The 20,003-nt window shown below is 59.7% G+C and carries 18 protein-coding genes, 1 tRNA gene and 1 pseudogene; 14 read left to right on the forward strand and 6 right to left on the reverse strand.

The window, feature by feature from the left end:
- Nucleotides 1-66: 66 nt before the first annotated feature.
- From gltS to gabP, 4 genes are all read right to left on the reverse strand, one after another.
- Nucleotides 67-1,275, reverse strand: coding sequence for a sodium/glutamate symporter (gltS, locus tag BKD70_RS14040; protein WP_047272886.1), 1,209 nt, complete (start codon nucleotides 1,273-1,275; stop codon nucleotides 67-69).
- Between the two features lie 57 nt (nucleotides 1,276-1,332).
- Nucleotides 1,333-2,271 (reverse strand): formimidoylglutamase, encoded by a 939-nt coding sequence (gene hutG / locus BKD70_RS14045; RefSeq protein WP_047272885.1) that lies wholly within the window; start codon nucleotides 2,269-2,271, stop codon nucleotides 1,333-1,335.
- 19 nt (nucleotides 2,272-2,290) lie between these two features.
- Nucleotides 2,291-3,016 (reverse strand): IclR family transcriptional regulator, encoded by a 726-nt coding sequence (locus tag BKD70_RS14050; protein WP_047272884.1) that lies wholly within the window; start codon nucleotides 3,014-3,016, stop codon nucleotides 2,291-2,293.
- A 194-nt stretch (nucleotides 3,017-3,210) separates the two neighbouring features.
- Nucleotides 3,211-4,602 carry a GABA permease gene (gene gabP, locus BKD70_RS14055; RefSeq protein ID WP_047272883.1) on the reverse strand — a complete coding sequence of 464 codons (1,392 nt, stop codon included), beginning with the start codon at nucleotides 4,600-4,602 and terminating at the stop codon, nucleotides 3,211-3,213.
- Nucleotides 4,603-5,147: 545 nt separating this feature from the next.
- Here gabP and BKD70_RS14060 point away from each other — a divergent pair.
- Genes BKD70_RS14060 through BKD70_RS14080 form a run of 5 tightly spaced genes read left to right on the forward strand, consistent with a single transcriptional unit; the run spans nucleotide 5,148 to nucleotide 9,336 of the window.
- Complete coding sequence (locus tag BKD70_RS14060; RefSeq protein ID WP_047272882.1) at nucleotides 5,148-5,921, forward strand: ABC transporter ATP-binding protein; 774 nt, start codon at nucleotides 5,148-5,150, stop codon at nucleotides 5,919-5,921.
- 13 nt (nucleotides 5,922-5,934) lie between these two features.
- Nucleotides 5,935-6,684, forward strand: a complete 750-nt coding sequence (locus tag BKD70_RS14065; RefSeq protein WP_047272881.1) for a transporter substrate-binding domain-containing protein — start codon at nucleotides 5,935-5,937, stop codon at nucleotides 6,682-6,684.
- Between the two features lie 57 nt (nucleotides 6,685-6,741).
- Entirely contained in the window at nucleotides 6,742-7,434 is a 693-nt protein-coding gene (locus tag BKD70_RS14070) for an ABC transporter permease (protein ID WP_047272880.1), read from the forward strand.
- Entirely contained in the window at nucleotides 7,434-8,123 is a 690-nt protein-coding gene (locus BKD70_RS14075; protein WP_047272879.1) for an ABC transporter permease, read from the forward strand. Before BKD70_RS14070 ends, BKD70_RS14075 begins: the two co-directional genes overlap by 1 nt.
- The gene (locus BKD70_RS14080) at nucleotides 8,104-9,336 is read left to right on the forward strand and encodes a methyltransferase (RefSeq protein ID WP_047272878.1); all 1,233 of its coding nucleotides are present in this window, start codon (nucleotides 8,104-8,106) and stop codon (nucleotides 9,334-9,336) included. The genes BKD70_RS14075 and BKD70_RS14080 overlap by 20 nt, the downstream gene beginning before the upstream one ends.
- Nucleotides 9,337-9,366: 30 nt before the next feature.
- Here BKD70_RS14080 and uraH read toward each other — a convergent pair whose 3' ends face one another.
- Nucleotides 9,367-9,777, reverse strand: coding sequence for a hydroxyisourate hydrolase (gene uraH / locus BKD70_RS14085; RefSeq protein ID WP_047272877.1), 411 nt, complete (start codon nucleotides 9,775-9,777; stop codon nucleotides 9,367-9,369).
- A 24-nt stretch (nucleotides 9,778-9,801) separates the two neighbouring features.
- Nucleotides 9,802-10,281: a heme-binding protein gene (locus tag BKD70_RS14090; protein WP_047272876.1), complete on the reverse strand. Its 480-nt coding sequence runs from the start codon at nucleotides 10,279-10,281 to the stop codon at nucleotides 9,802-9,804.
- Nucleotides 10,282-10,522: 241 nt separating this feature from the next.
- Between BKD70_RS14090 and BKD70_RS14095 the strand changes: the two genes are divergently transcribed.
- The 9 genes and pseudogenes from BKD70_RS14095 (at nucleotide 10,523) to BKD70_RS14140 (ending at nucleotide 19,538) form a co-directional block, all read left to right on the forward strand.
- Nucleotides 10,523-11,197: a heavy metal response regulator transcription factor gene (locus BKD70_RS14095; RefSeq protein WP_047272875.1), complete on the forward strand. Its 675-nt coding sequence runs from the start codon at nucleotides 10,523-10,525 to the stop codon at nucleotides 11,195-11,197.
- Nucleotides 11,190-12,557 (forward strand): heavy metal sensor histidine kinase, encoded by a 1,368-nt coding sequence (locus BKD70_RS14100; protein WP_047272874.1) that lies wholly within the window; start codon nucleotides 11,190-11,192, stop codon nucleotides 12,555-12,557. Before BKD70_RS14095 ends, BKD70_RS14100 begins: the two co-directional genes overlap by 8 nt.
- Before the next feature lie 151 nt (nucleotides 12,558-12,708).
- A tRNA-Thr gene (locus BKD70_RS14105) sits at nucleotides 12,709-12,784 on the forward strand.
- Nucleotides 12,785-12,945: 161 nt separating this feature from the next.
- Nucleotides 12,946-14,265: an integrase arm-type DNA-binding domain-containing protein gene (locus BKD70_RS14110; RefSeq protein ID WP_047272873.1), complete on the forward strand. Its 1,320-nt coding sequence runs from the start codon at nucleotides 12,946-12,948 to the stop codon at nucleotides 14,263-14,265.
- 779 nt (nucleotides 14,266-15,044) lie between these two features.
- On the forward strand, nucleotides 15,045-16,028 hold the full coding sequence (locus BKD70_RS14115; protein ID WP_047272872.1) for a hypothetical protein: 984 nt from the start codon (nucleotides 15,045-15,047) through the stop codon (nucleotides 16,026-16,028).
- Nucleotides 16,025-16,708, forward strand: a complete 684-nt coding sequence (locus BKD70_RS14120) for a hypothetical protein (protein ID WP_047272871.1) — start codon at nucleotides 16,025-16,027, stop codon at nucleotides 16,706-16,708. The genes BKD70_RS14115 and BKD70_RS14120 overlap by 4 nt, the downstream gene beginning before the upstream one ends.
- 182 nt (nucleotides 16,709-16,890) lie before the next feature.
- A pseudogene (locus BKD70_RS14125) lies at nucleotides 16,891-17,347 on the forward strand (tyrosine-type recombinase/integrase); the annotation flags it as partial.
- Between the two features lie 929 nt (nucleotides 17,348-18,276).
- Nucleotides 18,277-19,257 carry an integrase domain-containing protein gene (locus BKD70_RS14135; RefSeq protein WP_047272869.1) on the forward strand — a complete coding sequence of 327 codons (981 nt, stop codon included), beginning with the start codon at nucleotides 18,277-18,279 and terminating at the stop codon, nucleotides 19,255-19,257.
- Nucleotides 19,254-19,538 carry a hypothetical protein gene (locus tag BKD70_RS14140; protein WP_047272868.1) on the forward strand — a complete coding sequence of 95 codons (285 nt, stop codon included), beginning with the start codon at nucleotides 19,254-19,256 and terminating at the stop codon, nucleotides 19,536-19,538. The genes BKD70_RS14135 and BKD70_RS14140 overlap by 4 nt, the downstream gene beginning before the upstream one ends.
- Nucleotides 19,539-20,003: the final 465 nt, after the last annotated feature.

The raw sequence follows: 20,003 nt of genomic DNA on the forward strand, positions 1-20,003 counted from the left end.
GGCCCTCCGGCCCTGGCGCGTCACCCTTAACCGGTGACGCGCCAAGGCCAGCGGCCTGTGGACAGATCAGGCGAAGGCGTTGATGAACCAGGTGATCATCGGGATCGCCACAATGTCGATCAACACCGCGCCACACAACGGCACGATGATGAAGGCTTTGTACGAAAACACTTTGTAGTGATCGCAGATCGCGCCCATGTTGGCCACGGCATTGGGCGTGGCGCCCAGCCCGTGCCCCATGAAGCCTGCGCACAGCACCGCCGCGTCGTAGTTGCCGCCAAACAGGCGGAACAGCACGAAGATGCACAGCAACAGCATGATCACCACCTGCACCACCAGAATCACCAGCAACGGCATGCCGAGCTTTTCCAGTTCCCAGAATTTGAGACTCATCATGGCCATGGTCAGGAACATGCCGAGGCTGACATCGCCCAAGGTGCTGACCGCATGGTCGGGCAGCTCTACCGCCTGGGTGCGGTCGTTGAGGTTGCGTAGCACGATCGCCACGAACATGGCGCCCACGTAACTGGGCAACACGATGCCCAGGTGCTGTTGCAGGCTGGCGCCCAGCCAGAAACCCACCACCATGATCACCACGATGCAGGTCAGCAGGCGCAGCAGGGTCGCCGCGTCCAGTGCCGCAGGCGGCGTGTGCACGACCCCTTCAAAGGCTTTGAGGTCCCCGGCGTCTTCTGCCTTGACGCTCAGCGCGTTGCGTTCGATCAACCAGCGCGCCAACGGGCTGCCGAGCAAGCCGCCCGCCACCATGCCGAAGGTGGCCGCCGCCAGTGCAGCGGTGGTCGCCCCCACGGCCCCCAGGTTTTCGGCAATCGGGCCGAACGCCGCCGCTGCGCCGAACCCGCCTTCCAGCGAGACCGCCCCCGCCATGATCCCCAGCAGCGGGTCGATGCCCAGCGCCTTGGCCACGCTCACGCCGACCACGTTTTGCACCAGCGCCAGCCCCCAGCATGCCCCGAGGTAGATAAACAGCAACTTGCCGCCCTTGCGTAACAGCCCCAGGCTGCCGCCCAACCCGACGGTGGTAAAGAACGCCACCATCAACGGGGTTTGCAGGCTCGTGTCGAGGGTCAGGTCGAGCAGTTGCCGATCGCGCAGCAACCAGATCAGCAAGGCAAAACCGAAGCCCCCGATCACCGGCGCGGGGACGCAGAGTTGGCGCAGCCAATAACTGCGTTTTTTCAGTTGGGCACCCAGGCCCAGCAGGAGCAGCGCGAGAGCCAGGGTGCTCAGCGCATCCAGTTGGAATGTCAGCATGGCGAATTTCTCTTTTTTTTATGATTCAACAAGCGGGTTCAGGGACGAGCGAATAACTTAATCAATCAGGCTGGCCAGCAGCCGCGCACCAATGCGGGCGGTTCGGTGGTCCAGGTCCAGGCCAGGGTTGAGTTCGGCAATATCGGCCATGCGCACCTTGCCGCTGGCCTTGGCGCGCCGTACCAGGTGCTCAACGATGTTCAGATCGACCCCGTGTGCGGACGGCGCACTCACGCCCGGCGCCTGACTAGCAGGCAGCACGTCCAGACAAAGCGTGAGGTAGAGGTGGTCAACGCCACTCAAAAACTCATCCAGCGCGGCCTCCAGCGCGGGCATGTCCCAGCTGTTCATGTGCCGGTCGAGGCGGTAACGCACGTTCAGCCGCTCGGCCTGTTCGAACAGGGCCTGGGTGTTGTTCAACTGGCTGACGCCCAGGCAGCAATACGCAAACGGCATGTCGGCGCGCTGGCAGTACTCGGCGATTTGCCGGAAGGGCGTGCCGGAACTGCTTTGCTCGGCGTGGCGCAGGTCAAAGTGCGCATCAAAATTGAGAATGCCGATGCGCGGTGCGGGGGTTTGCCCGCGCAGGTAATCGGCCAGCCCGCTGAAACTGGCGAAGGCGATTTCATGCCCGCCCCCCAGCCCCAATGGCAAATGCCCTTGGGTCAGCAGCTCAGTGACCTGCGCGGCGTAAGCGTGTTGTGCGCCTTCGAGGTCGCTGCCCACACAGGCCACGTCCCCGGCGTCATACAACGGCGCGCTGCCGTGCCAGGCCAGATTGGCCAGCGCCGAGCGCAAGGCCGGTGGCCCCAGACGCGCGCCCGTGCGGCCCTGATTGCGTTTGACGCCTTCATCACTGGCCAGACCAATGAGCGCCGCGCCCGCCGGCATACCCGGCGCCAGCGGTTTGATCCATTGATGCCAGCGCAGGGCGCCCTGCCCTTCGGCGGCGTCAATGCGGCCTGTCCACAGGGTCATGTCAGGTACAACGGTCATGCGAAAACTCCCATTACATTCAATCCAGGCGAGCGCTCAGGCGCAGCGCGACGTCCTGCGTCCAACGGATCAGGCGTTCGCTGCGTTGCTGGGCGCGAAAAGCGGGGGCCATAAGGCTGATGGCGCCTTGCAGGCGCTCGCGGCTGTCGATCAAGGGGGCGCTGACGCCCCAGATGCCGTCGTCGATTTCACTGAGGCTGACGGCGTAACCCTGAGCGCGGATCTGCTCAAAACTGCGCTGGTAGTCGGCGCACGCGGGCGCGTCGACGCCCTGGCTGTGCAACAGGGCGAGGCTGTGAGCCGGGTCCATGTGCGCCAGCAGCACCCGCGCCGAGGCGCCGACCAACAGCGGCTGGGCCAGCCCTTTCTGGTAACAGCAGCGCAGCGGCTGCGGGCTGTCGACCAGTTCGATGCAGATCGCCTGGCCATTACTGGGCACCATCAGCGCCACGCTTTCCTGGCTCAGGTCGGCCAGCCGTTTGAGTTCGGGCTTGGCCAGCGTGACCAGAACCGCCTCGCGGTCGAATTTTTTGGCCAGTTGCAAACAGGCCGGGCCGGGCAGGTAGCGGCCCTGTCCGTTTTCTTCGGCCAGCCCCCAACGCAGCAGGGTTTTGAGGTGGCGGTAAGTGCTGCTCAGCGGCTGGCCCAGTTGTACGGACAGCTCGCGGGCGGAGATGGCCTCGCCGGATTGCCCCAGCATGACGAGGATGTGCAGTAAGCGATCTGTTGGCGTGTTGTTGTTCATTGTCGGCCCCATGCTCTTGCTCGCATGGTGCACGGAGTTTCCCATTAGCTGAAATTGCATTCCCACAGAGTGAGAAATCCCCCGCAGATAGTGATCAACGGTCATCCCGGTGGGCTTTGTTCAACCCAAAAAAAGACCGCCATCAGTGTCGATGGCGGTCTGGGTGGTACTCAGCCGGTTGTGCCGTCCTGGCGTCAGTTGAGTACCGGTGCCCCCATTTTTTCAATGCGTCGACGACGGGCGACCAGCAGGCCCGCCGTGACCACAAAGATGCTCAGCAGGCCGGTGGCAATGATCTCGACCTGATGCGCTTCCTGAAACAGCATGACGGTCAAAATCGCCACGATGAACACAATCACCGCCCAGGTCAGGCCCGGGAACAGCCACATTTTGAACGCGATTTTTTCGCCTTCGGCGGTGCGCTTTTGGCGCATGCGCAGTTGCGACACGGCGATCACCAGATACACCAACAGAGCGATGGCGCCGGAACTGGCGAGCAGAAATTCAAACACTTGCGACGGGGCGACGTAGTTGGCGAATACCGCGAGAAACGCCGCACCGGTGGACATCATCACCGCCCAGTAAGGCGTGCCGCTGGCGTTGGTGCGTTTGGCCACCGCCGGGGCGTCGCCACGGTTGCTCAACGAGAACAGCATGCGCGACGAGGTGTAGAGCGCCGAGTTCAAGCAACTGGTCACAGCGATCAGCACCACGATGTCCACGATCAGCTTGGCGTTCGGGATGCCCATGCGATCCAGTACGGTCTGGTACGAACCGACCTGCGCCAGGCCCGCGTCGTTCCACGGCACCAGCGCCACGACCAGGAAGATCGACACGAGGTAGAACAAGCCGATCCGCCAGATGACCGAGTTGGTGGCCTTAGTGATTTGCTTGCTCGGGTCTTTGGATTCGGCCGCCGCGATGGTGACGATTTCAGTGCCCATGAACGAGAACATGGTGGTCAGCATGGCGGCCAGTACCGCGCCCATGCCGTTGGGCATGAAGCCGACGGTGTCGACCAGATGGGAAACACCGCTGACCTGGCTGTTGGGTAACAAGCCGAAGACCGCCAGTACGCCCAAAATGATGAAGCCGATGATCGCCAGCACTTTGACCAGGGCGAACCAGAACTCGAACTCGCCGTAGTTCTTGACGCTGAACAGGTTGGTGGCGGTCAGCAATAAGGTGATGACCAGGGTAAAGACCCAGATGGCGGTGTCCGGGAACCACGCGTGCAAGATGGTAGCGGCGGCGTTGGCCTCCAGCGGAATCACCAGGACCCAGAACCACCAGTACAGCCAGCCGATGGTGAAACCGGCCCAATGGCCAATGGCACGGTCGGCATAGGTGGAGAACGAGCCGGTATCGGGTGAGGCCACGGCCATCTCGGCCAGCATGCGCATCACCAGCACCACCAGCGTACCGGCGGCGGCGTAGGCCAGCAGCACGGCGGGGCCCGCCTGCGCAATGGCGTGACCGGAGCCCACAAACAGGCCGGCGCCGATGACACCGGCAATCGACAGCATGGTCACATGCCGTGGCTTGAGCCCTTGTTCCAGATGGTTAGAGGATTGCGTATTGCTCATTGCGACTACCTTTAATTGAAGCCATTCCGAGCACCTGCGTTGACATTCGTAAAAAGTAACCAACACAGGCGTTTCGAATCCTTGACGCAATAAGTGAGCCAAAATGTGACAAAGTGCCGTTTTCCGCGGGCTGCAAAGGTGCGCAGAAAAAAACACGGGCGCTTTAGCGCAAGGCTTTCGATGAATTCGTTACCGTAACACTCAGTTACACCTACCGAAAACGCACCCAGATTACCCATTTGCGCCACACAGGCCCCAAACCTGTGCGCATCTTTGACCTTTAGTAGGTTCGTGCTTCCAACGAAGGGCCAAAACTGGCACCATCGCGACCTTTTTTACGCGATACCTGTCTGGCCCGAGGGCAAAACACCGGCTCGGTTGTTGTCTACGCGACAGTCTGCTGTCGCAATGCGACCCACGACTGCCCCCAGCCTTTTTTGTACCCCTGAGACGGTTGGTGGCCTTTGCAGCCCTATGCTAGCTTGGCCTTCGCCAGGACGGCCGCCCAATAGCAGGATCGCACCCGAACACAATGAGGACCGCACATGGCTCTGGCCACGCCCGCGCTTGAAATCCGCAATTTGCACAAACGCTACGGCGAGCTTGAGGTACTCAAAGGTATCTCGCTGACCGCACGCGACGGTGACGTGATCTCGATCCTGGGTTCTTCCGGTTCCGGCAAATCGACGCTCTTGCGCTGCATCAACCTGTTAGAAAACCCCCACGAAGGCCAGATCATCGTGGCCGGGGAAGAGCTGGCGCTCAAAAAGGCCAAGAATGGCGAACTGATTGCGGCCGATGGCAAGCAAATCAACCGCATGCGCAGCGAACTGGGTTTTGTGTTTCAAAACTTTAACCTGTGGCCGCACATGAGCATCCTCGACAACATCATCGAGGCGCCACGCCGAGTGCTGGGGCAGAGCAAAGCCGAGGCCATTGACGTGGCAGAAGCGCTGCTGGCCAAGGTCGGCATCGCTGACAAACGCCACGCCTACCCCTCCGAGCTGTCCGGCGGCCAGCAACAACGTGCCGCGATTGCGCGCACGCTGGCCATGCAGCCCAAGGTGATTCTGTTCGATGAACCGACATCGGCGCTTGACCCGGAAATGGTCCAGGAAGTACTAAGTGTGATCCGCGCACTCGCCGAAGAAGGCCGCACGATGTTGCTGGTCACCCACGAGATGGGCTTTGCCCGTCAGGTGTCCACCGAAGTCGTGTTTTTGCACCAGGGTCTGATCGAAGAGCAAGGGTCGCCTGAACAGGTTTTCGATAACCCGGTTTCAGCGCGCTGCAAACAATTCATGTCCAGCAACCGCTAACGGAGCAACACGCATGCAGAACTATAAAAAGTTTCTTCTGGCCGCTGCCGCCACGCTGGTGTTCAGTGCGAACGCTTTGGCTGTGGATAAGTACAAAGTCGGCATTGAGGGGGCTTACCCTCCGTTCAATAACAAAAACGCAAGTGGCCAGGTCGTCGGTTTCGACTACGACATCGCCATGGCCCTGTGCGCCAAGATGAAGGCCGAGTGCGAGGTGGTGACCTCGGACTGGGACGGCATCATCCCTGCACTGAATGCCAAGAAGTTCGACTTCATCGTGTCGTCGCTGTCGATCACTGACGAACGCAAACAGGCCGTTGATTTCACCGACCCGTACTACTCCAACAAACAGCAGTTCGTGGCTTCTAAGAAGGTCGAGTTCGAAACTGACATCGACTCGCTCAAAAGCAAACAACTCGGCACCCAACGTGCGACCCAGGCCGCCACTTGGCTGGAAGACAACGTCGGTGGTGACATCAAGCTGTATGACACTCAGGAAAACGCTTACCTCGACCTGGCTTCGGGCCGCGTCGATGCGTTACTGGCCGACAAGTACGCCATCTACGACTGGTTGAAGAGCAAGCCCGGTGAGGCGTTCGAGTTCAAAAAGGATCCGATCAACGAAGACGACAAAGTCGGCATTGCGCTGCGCAAAGGCGAATCCGATCTGCGCACCAAGTTGAACCTTGCCCTCAAAGAAATCAAAGAAGACGGCACCTACAAGAAGATCAACGACAAGTATTTCCCATTCAGCATTGAATGACCTGCCTGACCGGCGCGCCGCAAGGTGGCGCCGGTCCCTAGCAAAGCCTGCCTATTTATGACTATCGACTTATACGGATTCGGCCCGGCGCTTGCCGCTGGCGCGCTGATGACCGTCAAACTGGCACTCACGGCGCTGTGTCTGGGCCTGGTGCTGGGCTTGCTCGGCGCACTGGCCAAAACCTCGCCCTACAAGCCGGTTCGCTGGCTGGGCGGCACTTATTCGACGCTGGTACGCGGTGTGCCAGAGCTGTTGTGGGTGTTGCTGATTTATTTCGGCAGCGTGAATGCCGTGCGCGCGCTGGGCGAGTTCCTCGGCATGCCCGACCTGACCCTCAGCGCGTTCGCGGCGGGTGTCATCGCGCTGGGCTTGTGCTTTGGCGCGTACGCCACTGAAGTGTTTCGCGGCGCCATTCTGGCCATCCCCAAAGGCCATCGCGAAGCGGGCCTGGCGCTGGGCCTGACCAAGCCACGGATTTTCACCCGGCTGGTATTGCCGCAAATGTGGCGGATCGCCCTGCCCGGTCTGGGCAACCTGTTCATGATCCTGATGAAAGACACCGCGCTGGTGTCGGTGATCGGTCTGGAAGAAATCATGCGTCAGGCACAAAACGCTGTGACCTTCGCTAAACACCCGTTCACCTTCTACATGGTGGCCGCCGTGATGTACCTGGGCCTGACCGTGCTGGCCATGGGCACCATGCATGTGCTTGAAAAACGCGCAGCGCGCGGCTTTGTGAGGAGAACGTAATGGTCTGGGAACTCTTCATCAAGTGGCTGCCCAAGCTGATTCAGGGCGCAACCCTGACCCTCGAACTGACCGCGCTGTCGGTGATCGCCGGCCTGATCGTCGCCATCCCGCTGGGCATCGCCCGTTCGTCCCGGCTGTGGTACGTGCGCTCGCTGCCGTATGCGTACATTTTCTTCTTCCGCGGCACGCCACTGCTGATCCAGTTGTTTCTGGTGTATTACGGCCTCGGGCAGTTTGAAGCGGTGCGCGACAGCGTGTTGTGGCCGTACCTGCGCAGCCCGTTCTGGTGCGCGGTCATCACCATGACCCTGCACACGGCGGCGTACATTGCTGAGATCCTGCGGGGCGCCATTCAGGCCATCCCGCCGGGTGAAATCGAAGCCGCGCGGGCGCTGGGCATGTCGCGCTTCAAGACCCTGATCCACATTGTGCTGCCGCGTGCTGCACGCATCGGCCTGCCCGCGTACAGCAATGAAGTGATCCTGATGCTCAAGGCCAGTTCGCTGGCGAGTACCGTGACCTTGCTGGAACTGACCGGCATGACCCGCACCATCATTGCCCGCACGTACCAGACGGTGGACATGTTCCTGATTGCCGGTGTGATCTATCTGGTCATGTCGTTTGTGCTGATTCAGGGCTTCAAGCTGCTGGAGCGCTGGTTGCGCGTCGATGCCTGCCAGGGCCGATAAGGCCGACGTGTTGCGGGGAGCGTCATTGCTCACCCGCTTCCAGGCGCTGGACCGCTGGCTCAGCCAGCATCAACACCTGTGGCGCCCGCGGCCATTCACGCAGTTGACTATGCCGTGGGAAGCGCAACACCCCGAACTGGCGCAGTGGTTGCGCCAGCGTTCGTTACAGGACGCCGAAGACAACCACAACCAACCGCATCACCTGCCCGCCCCTGCACCGTTTCCGGCGCTGGCGGCGATGTCGCGTGCCTTGAGCGCCGTGTCGGCCTTGCCGACGCAAGGGTTCATGCCAGCGCTGCCGCGCTTGCAGGTCGACGTGCCGGGGCGTAAATGGCAGCAGATCGACGCCTTCGCTCAGTGCCTGACGTTTCAGACCCCGCCCACTCATTGGCTGGACTGGTGCGCGGGCAAAGGCCATTTGGGGCGCCGCCTGCTCAGCTCAGGGCAGCGATTGACGTGCCTGGAATACGACCCGGCGCTGATTGATTCCGGTCAATTGCTCAGCCAGCGTCACCGCCTCGACGCCCGGCACGTGCAACAAGACGTGCTCACGGCCGAGGCCGCCGGGCAGTTGACGGCCGACATGACCCCGGTCGCGCTGCATGCCTGTGGCGATCTGCACGTCCGGCTGCTGCAATTGGCGAGCGCCGCCGGCTGTGGACAACTGGCACTCTCGCCGTGTTGTTACAACCGCATCAGCACCCCGACCTATCAGCCGTTATCCACAGCCGCCCGTGCCTCGGGCCTGTCGCTGAGCCGGGAAGACTTGAGCCTGCCCATGAGCGAGACCGTCACCGCAGGCAGCCGCGTACGCCGCCAGCGCGATGAATCGATGGCGCGGCGGTTGGGGTTTGATGTGTGGCAGCGGCAGGCGCGGCAGTGTGGCGACTACTTATCCACACCGTCGTTACCGAGCACGTGGCTGAACAAGCCGTTTGCGGACTATTGCGAAGACTTGGCGGCGCTGAAGCACTTATCCACAACCGGCACCGAAGATTGGGCGGTGCTGGAAGCGGCGGGGTGGCAGCGGCTGGCGCAGGTGCGCAACCTGGAACTGGTGCGCGGCTTATTCCGGCGTCCGCTGGAGCTGTGGCTGGTGCTGGATCGCGCGCTGTACCTGAGTGAAAACGGCTACGACGTGCAACTGGGCGCATTCTGCGACCGTCACCTGACCCCGCGTAACCTGATGCTGCTGGCGCAGCGCTGTGGATAACTGACGCCAGCAGTGGGCCTGCCTTTTGTACTAGGAACCGCGATAGGTCGAGAAGCCGTATGGGCTCAGCAGCAGCGGGATGTGGTAGTGCTGATCGACGTTTTTCACGTCGAAAATCACCGGAATTTCCGGGAAGAACGTGTCGCGCCCGGCCTTCTTGAAGTAGTCCCCGGTTTTGAACACCACGCGGTATTCGCCGGTTTCCAGGGCCTTTTTGGCCGGGAACAGCTCGCTGATGCGCCCTTGTTCGTTGGTCACGCCCTGCGCCAGCGGCTGCCAGCTCTCACCAACGTGTTGCTCCAGCGTCACGTTGACACCCGGCGACGGCAAGCCGTTTTCGAGGTTCAACACATGCACGCTCAATGGGTTGCCTGCGGCCAATGCCAGGCTGGACACCGCGCTGAGGCTCAAAGCGGCCATCGTCATACGTAAAGTTTTCATCGGTCATCCTCCAGTTAATAACAATTAACGCGTAATCGTCAGGCCGACGGCTTGCGCGGCGCTGATTGCACAGGCTTCATCCTGCTCAGCCCCACCGGCACCGGCCACGCCCAGCGCCCCTACCAGTTCACTCCCGGCAAACAGCGGGACGCCGCCGCCCAACAGCAGCAATTCCGGGATCGAATTGAGGTTGGATGCTTCGGGATTGTTGCGTGCCCGCTCGGCAAACAGCCGGGTCGGGGTTTTGGTGGAGAGCGCGGTGTAGGCTTTACGCTGGCTGGCCACGGCATTGTGCGGCCCGACGCTTTCAGGTCGCATGGTCACCAGTGCGTTGCCACCCCGGTCCAGCACGCTAAAAGCACCGGTACAGTGCGCGAGGGTGGCATCGGCCAGTTGCCGCGCCGTGGTCAGATCCAGCTCCGCATGCCGCGGCAATGCAGGGGCGGCCTGAGCGTTGATGGCAACGACCATGGCCGCGCCTGACAGCAGGGTTTTCAGCATCATTGGGCTTGCTCCTGAATGAATGACGCCACCTTACCCGGCGCTGTTCGTCAGAACCCCGTCAGTTGGATTACAAGTTTGTAATAGGAAACACCCGCGAAGGCGCCTAGGATCTGTTCCCGTTTCACAGCAGCCACGTGGGCTTTCGTCCCTTCGGGCCGCGTTTCACCTGTAACCCGCGACGCGGCTTGCAATAAAACGCGAACAGCCCCTAGCCTGTGCAGACGATTGATCGAGGTGTGCGATGCGTTTGTTAGTGGTGGAAGACGAAGCCAAGACCGCGGAGTTTCTGGCCAAAGGCCTGAAAGAATCCGGCTTTGCCGTGGATGTGGCGTTGAACGGCCTGGACGGGCGTTACTTTATCGAGCAGCAGGCCTACGACCTGGTCATCCTGGATGTGATGCTGCCGGGGCTCAACGGCTGGCAGTTGCTGCAATTGATTCGCCAGCGAGGCGCCACACCGGTGTTGTTCCTGACGGCAAAAGACGCCATAGAAGACCGCGTGCGTGGCCTGGAGCTGGGCGCCGACGACTACCTGCTCAAGCCCTTCGCCTTCGCTGAACTGCTGGCGCGGGTGCGCACCCTGTTGCGCCGTGGCCCGATGCGCGAGGCTGAGTCCTACACCATCGCGGACCTTGAAATCGACGTGCTGCGCCGTCGCGTCAGCCGGGGCGGCCAGCGCATCAGCCTGACCAACAAAGAATTCGCACTGTTGCATTTACTGGCCAGCCGACAGGGCGAAGTGCTGTCACGCACCCTGATCGCCTCGCAGGTCTGGAACCTCAACTTCGACAGCGACACCAACATGGTCGAAGTCGCCGTGCGCCGCCTGCGTTCCAAGGTCGACGACCCCTACATGCCCAAACTTATCCACACGGTGCGCGGCGTCGGTTATCAACTGGAAGCGCCCGATGAGTAAATCCATCGCCTGGCGCCTGGCGCTGGCGATTGCCCTGACCTGCGCGCTGGTGCTGAGCGTGATTGGGGTGTTTCTGTATCGCTCGTTGGCATCGGAGCTGGCCCTGCGGGACGATCAGGCGCTGCTCGGGCGACTGGAACAGATGCGCGCCTTGCTCCACGACAGTGACAGCCTCGAAGCCCTGCAAGCCCGCCCGCGCCTGTACCAGAACATGCTGGGCAATCAGGACAGCGTGCTGCTGGTCAACCGTCAGGATGGCGGGCAGGTCATCGCCATCAACCCGCATCAACAAGCCCTGCCCACGCTGCCACCCATCGCCAAAGATCGCGCGCCGCAACGGGCCGACATCCAGACCCGCGATGCGACCGTGCTGCTGGCGGGCATGGCGCAGGGGCCAGCGGGCGAGACCTTGAGCGTGATGGTCGGTAAACGTCTCGAAGAGCGCGAGCACATCCTCGCCCGCTATCGCCTGAACCTGTACGTCGCCATCGGACTGGGCACGCTGCTGGCCTTCGCCCTGGGCGGCCTGCTGTTGCGTCGCGGCCTGAAACCTTTGCACACGCTGGCGCAAGCCATGCGCGGCATCAACCCGCGCAGCCTCGACCAGCGCATGCCTGTGGATAACGTGCCCAGCGAACTCAAAGAACCTGTGCAAGCACTCAATGCCATGCTGGCGCGGCTTGAAGACAGCTTTGAGCGGCTGTCCCAGTTTTCGGCCGATCTGGCCCATGAGATCCGCACCCCGCTGCACAACCTGCTGGGCAGCAACAGCCTGGCGCTGAACCAGTCGCGCAGCCCGGCCGAATATCAGGACGTGCTGGCCTCGAACATCGAAGAATACGAACGCCTGAACCGCATGGCTGAAAACCTGATGTTCCTCGCCCGCGCCGAACACGGCCAGCGCCCGCTGCACCTGCACCTCGTGAACCTGCAGGACGTGGGCCAAGAGCTGTGTGATTACTTCGACGCCCTGGCCGAAGACCGTCAACTGCGCCTGGACAACCAGCTCCACGGGACGCTGACGGCGGATCTGCACTTGCTGCAACGGGCCCTGAGCAACTTGCTGGCCAATGCCGTGCGCCATGCCGAGCCGGGGTCGACGGTCAGGTTGCTGCGACGAGATGAACCGGGGTACTGCTGGATCGGCGTCCACAACACCGGGCCGACGATTGATCCGCAGCACTTGAACAAATTGTTCGACCGCTTCTACCGGATCGACCCGTCGCGGGCAGAACCGGGGGACTCGGGCGGCCTGGGGTTGGCGATCGTGCGCTCGATCATGCACCTGCACGACGGCCAAGTCCGCGTCAGCAGCGACGACAGCGGAACATTGTTTGAACTGGGGTTTGCCCGCGCGTAATGCCCAAATTGGCTGATCTTTGCGAGTCATTCGACAGCCTGGAAAACCTCCACAACCCCGATGGCGCCAGCGTTGCGGCAGAGACTGTGAAAATAGTCTGATATCAGGGGTTTACAAGCCAAAACATCCCGGTATACTCGTCGCCCATAACGCCGGTATAGCTCAGTTGGTAGAGCAACTGACTTGTAATCAGTAGGTCCCGAGTTCGACTCTTGGTGCCGGCACCATACAAGGTTCCAGAGAAGGCTTTAAAAATCTCTGGAACCCTCGAAAAACCCGCCTTCTGGCGGGTTTTTTCGTTTTGGCGTTCCGTCGGATTCCGGTGGCAGCCACAGCTAATAAGGGTAGTTTTAAGGATAGCTCCAGTTCGATATTGGGGAGTACCCTTATGGCCCGCACTACCGCCCCGCTCACAGACACCACCTGCCGCACAGCAAAGCCCCGAGAGCGCGAGTACAAGCTCTTCGACGGTAATGGCCTCTACCTGCTCGTACAACCCAACGGCCGCAAAGGCTGGCGGCTCAGGTACGTGAAACCCGATGGCCGCGAAGGCCTCACCGCCCTCGGGAGTTACCCGGTGGTGGGATTGGCCGACGCACGCCGTAAGCGGCTCGAACTCAAACAGCAGCTTGCCAACGGCATCGACCCCATCCAGTCCAAGCAGCAGGCCAAGGCCCAAGCCGTGATCAACGGGCGCACCTTCGAAAGCGTCGCGCTCGACTGGTATGCCGCCATGGTGCCCAAGTGGGCGCCGGGCCACGCCAAGACCGTACTCAGCAGGTTGAAGACCCACGTACTCCCTATCATCGGCGCTAGGGCAATCGTCGAGCTCGATACCCACGATCTCATGCAGCCACTTGAGGCGGTGACGAAGCGTGGCACCATCGACGTTGCACTCAGGATCAAGAACTACCTGCAAAGCATCATGCGCGAGGCCAAGCGCCTTCGGCTGATCACGGTGAACCCAGCTCACGACTTGGATGGCGCAGTCCAAGCGCCAAGGGTGACACACCGTCCCGCACTACCCTTATCGCGGCTACCAGAACTACAGGCGCGTATCGACACCTATAAAGGCCGAGCCCTCACCCGCCTGACGGTGATGCTGTCGCTGCACGTGTTCGTGCGCTCCAGCGAACTGCGCTTCGCACGATGGGGCGAATTCGACCTCAAGCGCGGGATCTGGGAGATCCCTGACACTCGTCCGGCGCTGGACGGCGTACCTTTTTCCACACGGGGTACAAAAATGGCCGGAGACATTCACCTTGTGCCCTTATCCCCGCAAGCGGTGGCCTTGCTGGAACAGATCCACACGATCACCGGCAAATTCGACCTGGTGTTTGCCGGAGATGCCAAGCCGTGGAAACCGATGTCCGAGAACACGGTGAACGCTGCTTTAAGGACGATGGGCTACGACACCAAGGTGGACATCTGCGGCCACGGCTTTCGCGCCATGGCGTGTAGCGCGCTGATCGAGTCCGGGTTGTGGTCAGAGACGGCCATCGAGCGGCAGATGAGCCACAAGGAGCGCAACAATGTGCGCGCCGCGTATATCCACAAGGCCGAGTTCCTTGAGGAGCGCCGGATGATCATGACTTGGTGGAGCCGGTTTCTGGAGGCGAACCGTGAGGACCATGTGACACCGCATGAGTTTGCCAAGCAGGCGGGTGAAAACGTCACGCGCATTCGCAGTGCCAGGTGGGCCGAGTAGCCCGCCGCCCCATCATCCCAAAACCGCTATGAAGTCACCCACAGCACTGCATTTGAAATGACCATGCGGATGATGGACGTCCTGAATTCGATTATGGACGCCATCGCCCGCAAGGACTATGAGAACAGACGCTGCAGGACACTCAGGGCATCGCCGAGGCCAAGGAGCGTGACAGGCTCAGGTTCCGGGTTGAGAGGACCTACAAAGGCCGCGCAGCGAACCATGAGCGCAACACCGCAATTCTGGCGATTTGGGATAGAGGTGGCAGCTGGTCGGAGGCCTGTGCGGCCACTGGCGCCTCTCGGAGCACGCTGCTGAGGCTCTTGAAGACCCGTGAGAATGCTGCGGCGTGAGTGTTCCGCTATCTGTTTTTTGGCTCGTTCGCACTTTTAACAGAAGCCCTCCGGCATGCTTGATGAATGAGGGCTGAACAACCTACAACAATCAATCGCCAGGCTGGTGCTTGTGAATCGGCAGAGTCGGGTGCTTCTTGTCGTTAGGCGGGTTTACATGCCGTCTGCGGTCGTCTTTTCCATCTTCGCGCTTTGGCTTCGGACCCGGCTTGATATCAGTGAACATGTGACCCCCTGTAAGCAACATGGATAGAGACCACAAACGGTAGCACATGGCCACACATTCGCCTGAATTTGAGGGAGCGCCGGGGTTCACAGGCCCAGCGCCAGATGCGTAATCCCCATCTGGCGCTACCCTCTGTTATTTCTCCGAAGTGATGTATGCTCTGGCCAGACAGTCACACTTGCCGCCTTGTGAGCCCGCTGATGAACATGATGTCTAACACGGACGTAGAAGCCTTTGTAGAGTCCCGCTTCGGTCAGAAGAAAGCCAAAACGTTGGGGCACATCGGCCAAGGCGGTGAGAACAATAAGAAAGGCGCTGATTTCGAAGGCGCTTATGCGGTCCACACAGTCTGCCGTATCGGGGCAACCAAGACCCCAGCTGAGTGTGCGCACTATCGCATCAGTTGCCAGGAAGCCGCATTCGTGGATGACCTATGTGTTCGGGAAGTGACGACCGGCCATAAGGTGAACTATCAAGCCAAGAATTCCGATGGGACAGCTGCGAACTGGGATGCAGAAATGCAGAACCGATTCGATATGCAGGCAATCATCGATGCTGACCACCACAAAGCGGCTAGCCATGAGCAGATCTTGGTGGTCAGCTCAGAAGCCAAAGCAGCGGCCAATGATGCAAAAATTCCTGTTGGAATGCGCCGTTTTTGCCACTCTGAGTATTTCCCGTATGAGCACAGCTCCACTGAGCTCGTGATGGAGCACGGCCCGCTTCGGGATGCACTCACAGCACTGTGCGCGTCTGCAAGGTTGTCTCGGATGGATGAGGCCTATCGTCTCGTTCTCGGCCAATGGCATGCGGACAATCGGAACGGCCGCACCGTTCTAGATGTCCTAACGAAGGCTAAAGCGTCATCTCGACCCGATATTTTCGGCGGGTTCCACCCACCAGAGGTAGACCAGATGGTGGCAGCGAATGATGCTCCGAACACGCCACCGAAATGGCTCACTGAGCTACTTGACCGTTTCCAAATGGGATCGGTAGCGGTAGAATGCACCGCTTTTAAAATCAGCTACAATGGCATGGAAGTGAAGGTCGCAGTCAACGCAGCCGCTCCAGAGCCATCGAAGCTCTCCGAACTGCGCAGCCCTGGGGAGGTCCTCATGCTGCTGATGACAGTGGAAGCGGGAATGCTTGCTGATCGACAGCCCACAGGGGGAGACCAACAATGAGCATTGTTACTAGAAGCTACAGTGCCTTTGCTGCGGAAGAGGCCAAAGCAGGCCTCAGAAACCTGCTGTCGTTTGTGAACAACCCGGAGAGCTACTCTGGCGAGATGTTTAAGCTCGGCTCCCTCTTGGGGAAATTGCTGAGTGACAAGATTTCTCTGTCCGAAAGCTGCCTAGTTGCGGCTACTGCGGAAGATGCAGATTTCTTGGGCCGAGGCATTTATGACTCCCTCAAGCGGGAACACAAAACCAAAGCCGCTGTTTTCTGGAACAATCACTATCAAATTCCAGGTGGTAGCAGCATCGCTCCGGTCGTACACAAGTTCTTGGAACCTGGCTACGAGAGCACTCAGGTGCTCATCATTGCTAAGTCGATCATTTCTGGCAGCTGTGTAGTACGGACAAATCTTTTGGAGCTGATTGAAGATATCCAGCCTCAAAAGATCTTTATCGTTTCCCCGGTCATGCACAGCAAGTCCGAAGAGTCGTTGAGAAAAGAATTCCCACGCTTCATCGCGGACAAGTTCGAGTTTGTGGTTTTCGCTACAGATGCCGAGCGTACCGAATCGGGCGAAGTGAAACCTGGTATTGGCGGAGAGATCTATCCCCTTCTTGGCCTAGCGGATCAACCTGTACGCGTAGGATTCATGCCCAAGCTGGTCCAAGAGCTAGCAGCTCTCTGAAAAAGGCCCTCTTAATGAGGGCTTTTTTTTGCCTGAATTCCATGCCAACGGCCTCAGCCCTAGAGCGTATGCAGGGCTATGGGTGCTATACCGCCATGCCACTGGGAGCTATGACAAGGCGCGGCGCATAGATGTGGCGTTCAGGATCAAGAACTACGTGAGAAGCATCATGCGCGAAGCTTGACCTTCACCTTGTACCCTTATCGCCGCAAGCGGTGGCCTTGCTGGAACAGGTCCACTCAATCACCGGCAAATTCGACCTGGTGTTTGCCGAAGACCCCAAGCCGTGGAAACCAATGTCCGAGAACACGGTGAACGCTGCTTTGAGGACGATGGGCTACGACTCCAAGGTGGACATCTGCGGCCACGGCTTTCGTGCCATGGCGTGTAGCGCGCTGATCGAGTTCGGGTTGTGGTCAGAGACGGCCATTGAGCGGCAGATGAGCCACAAGGAGCGCAACAATCTGCGCGCCGCGTATATCCACAAGGCCGAATTCCTTGAGGAGCGCCGAATGATCATGACTTGGTGGGGCCGGTTTTCTGGAGGCGAACCGCGAGCACTATGTGACGCCGTATGAGTTTGCCAAGCAGGCGGGTGAGAACGTCACGCGCATTCGCAGTGCCAGGTGGGCCGAGTAGCCCGCCGCCCCACCGCTACAAATTCGCTTTGAAGTTACTCGCCGCAACGCATGAAGCTCCTCCGCGCGGGTCCTTTTAAACGGGGCTGCAAAGCCGCCCCGTTTAAAAGGACCGAACCTTAGAGAAAAACGGCTGGCACAGCTGAGCGTCTGTGGAAAACCAACATTGTCCACCGGTGGATAGTTTTATCCACAGGCGCTAATTATCTGAAATCAGGCCGCTTGACGACTTTTGTCCACAGGCGTAAACCAGAATTTGCAAGTGCTGCCGAGGCAGCAAAATGTGACCAGAAAACCTGAAAGGTCACGCCCTTCGTGAGGCGGTTCATCCCAAGTACGATTCGCGTCCGGTAGCTCTTACGGTCACTACCCATGTGATGGATGCCTACTCAACATCGTTGCCACTGCGGCAACCACCCTACCCTTCTGCCCCGCAGCAACCTACCCGCTTGGCCATTTCGTGTGCGCCAACCCTTTGCCCGTCTCTTTCTCCGGAAAGAGACGGGCGCTCAAACTACTGCTGCAGCCCATATAGAACGTGGCTTTGCCGCAATCCTCCTCGTGACAATCGGCGTGACAAACACCGAAGTCACCAGCAACAGCGATGTAGATGATGGTGCCGCAGACCATGGATTGGACTGCACCTGGCTGACAGCCAGGCATGCCCCTGTCATCGCAACGCTGCCTTCACCCGACTCAGGATCTCGCGGCGCTGGTTTCGTCAGCCAATGCAGCCTCCACCCGCCCACCGGTATCGGTGCTCAGGAGGCCAGATCATGAGATGCCCATGCTCCCGGTCGTAAGGAGCCGTAAGTCCCGCGTTAGTGGACATCCCCACAGGCCGCAGGGGCCTTGATCCCTGATAACACTCAACATTCTTGGCGGGATGACGTGGGGCGCGGAACGCGAATAGCAGATGAGGTAACCGGCATGGCATTAGTGGGTAGGCGCGATGGGCGCAATTTTGGTTACGGTAGGCAATTGAGCTACGCAGGGCCGCAGGCGCTGAAAGATATGTTCGGCGGCGGTCACTACGGTACGGTTAAGGCGCACAGTGATCGGTGGTTAGCATTCGTAAAGTGGTGTCGGTCTGAAGCGGGGCCAAGGGTTAACGATGCGCGGCAGATTGATAGTGAGGTGCTTTCGGACTATGCCGCATACCTTCGCGGGCTGGTTGAGCACGGCGACCTAGCCATCAGCACTGCACAAAACCGGCTATCCAGCGTTAACAGGACCATGGCAGCGCTTCGCGGTGATCAGTATGTGAAATTGCCAAGTCCGAGCAAGGCGTTGGGTATGCAACGCAGCGGAGTTCGCCACTCGGTTCCGCAGGGCCAAGACCGCGAACAGGTTAAGCCGATTGTCGATGAACTTTGCAAGCATCATCAGCTACGGTCAGCAGCGATCATTCTGTTGGCGCGGTCCACCGGCATGCGCTTGCGTGAGGCCATCTTGGCTGACCTGCCACGGCTAAGCCTTGAAGCCAAAGACTTAGCCAGGATCAACATTCAGGACGGCACCAAAGGCGGCCGCGCCGGTGCATCAGCACCTCGTTGGATTGCGGTGGACGACCATATTCGTGGCGCGCTTGAATTTGCGAGGCTAGTGTCGCCTGCTGGTAGCCGCAACCTGATTGCTCCGAACGAAAGCTACTTGAGCGTTCTCCAGGAAATCGTCCGTCCTGCGCGCGACACCATTCATGCGCACAATCTCAACGGCTTCCACGAACTACGAGCGGCGTACGCATGTGAGCGCTACGAGCAAATCACCCAACATCGCGCACCTATCAACGGCGGTGAATGTGGCCAGCTAAATCAGCGCCTTGATCGTGAGGCCCGGAGGCAAATCGGCTATGAGCTGGGGCACGGTCGGATCGATGTGGTCGCTGCCTACATTGGGGGACGAACATGAGTCAGTCATTCGATATGGAACTGTTCTTGGATGGCGTGCTGATCGGTTCGCACGCAACGCGGCAACGTCATTTGCGCCAGGCGAAAATCATTCAGGTTGAAATCGCAGAGCGCTGGCAGCGAGAAAACCCGTGGACTTGGCAAAGGAAGCATGTGGCGTGGTTTCTCGAACATCGCTTGAGCGAACGCAGTGAGGCTACGCGGTATTACTACGTGCTGACAGTCCGGCTGCTCGCCCAACGGTTAGAAAAAACGTGGACTTTCAATCGCGTAGTTTTCTAATGACATATACAGTGACTGCGTATTTAGAAGAGGCTAGAGCAATAGCTGATCGCGGTCGGCACAAAATTGCCGAAATGGTCGGACTTGGATGGCCAGCGCAGGCATACAACACCATTAAAGAGCAAATGAATCAAGCTGACGCATATACCGCATGCAAGGTGTTCATTATATTTTTAGTTGATGGGCTTGGCTCACATTTTATGCTCACAGTCTGAAATCAGCTGATAATGGTCAGAGTGGTCACTTCGGTGTGTAAACCACCATTGTACAGTTTGGTTTCTTAGCCGAGGCTCGCTAATACGAGCAGAGTCAGCTTGAAGGCTTCGCCGAAGCTGGGCTTGTCATCGGCCTTGTCCAGCACCCGGGTACTGGACGGCAGCACGGTGCTACGGCTAGTCACGGTCAGGATGTGTCCAGCAATGGACCACTTGATCGGGGACTTGCTGCCAGTGCGTTCTGAATCAT

The organism is Pseudomonas sp. BS-2016 (genome assembly GCF_001806145.1).
Classification (GTDB): domain Bacteria; phylum Pseudomonadota; class Gammaproteobacteria; order Pseudomonadales; family Pseudomonadaceae; genus Aquipseudomonas; species Aquipseudomonas lundensis.